Annotated in this window: 1 pseudogene; it reads left to right on the forward strand. The window is 54.8% G+C overall.

Going from position 1 to position 812, the window contains the following annotated elements:
• Positions 1-235: 235 nt before the first annotated feature.
• A pseudogene (locus MWU63_RS20320) lies at positions 236-812 on the forward strand (ammonium transporter); the annotation flags it as partial.

The following is an 812-nucleotide window of genomic DNA, read 5'->3' on the forward strand; positions in this document are numbered from 1 at the left end:
GGAGTGGCCTTTCTCGTGTTCTATGCGGGGAATGCCGTTTTCCGGTTCAGGGTAACTGAACAAGAGGAGATAGCCGGGCTCAATATCTCAGAACACGGGATGCAGCATGAAAGTGAACTAAGGACTTCGGCAAAACGCACACTGGAGGCCGCCGAATGACGCGCTTGAAGGCTCAAAGTGGTCAGAAAGCCGACCGGCTGCACACTTTCTGCTTTATTCGGCGGAGGAGTGATTGATGGAAGACATAGATCTTCTTTGGGTCATCATCGCCAGTGCCTTTATGTTCTTGATGCAAGCGGGTTTCCTTTGCCTTGAAACGGGAATGACACGCTCAAAGAACAATATTAACGTCGCGATCAAAAATTTCTGTGACTTTTGCGTCGCGGCACTGGCGTTCTGGATATTTGGCTTCGGGCTGATGTATGGTCTGAGTTATCAGGGTTGGATCGGATTGGATCTCTTCGCTCTCGACTTCGCGAAGGCCCCCCCCTTTCTCGCCGTCTTCTTCTTGTTCCAAGTCATGTTTTGTGTGACATCGGTAACGATCCTCTCGGGGATCGTCGCGGAGCGGATGAAGTTTGGCGCCTACCTCTTTGTTGCCCTCGTCGTTGCGGGCGGCCTCTACCCCATCGCGGGTCACTGGAGTTGGGGAGGACGAGTGGCCACTGCCGGATCAGGCTGGCTTGCTGAGTTGGGGTTTGTGGATTTTGCGGGATCGACGGTGGTTCATAGTGTCGGTGGCTGGGCAGGCCTCGCCCTTGTCTTGATTATCGGGCCCCGCTTGGGGCGCTTCGATGACGACTCGGGCACCC

Origin of the sequence: Pseudohalocynthiibacter sp. F2068, from assembly GCF_023015645.1 — a bacterium.
GTDB lineage: Bacteria > Pseudomonadota > Alphaproteobacteria > Rhodobacterales > Rhodobacteraceae > Pseudohalocynthiibacter > Pseudohalocynthiibacter aestuariivivens.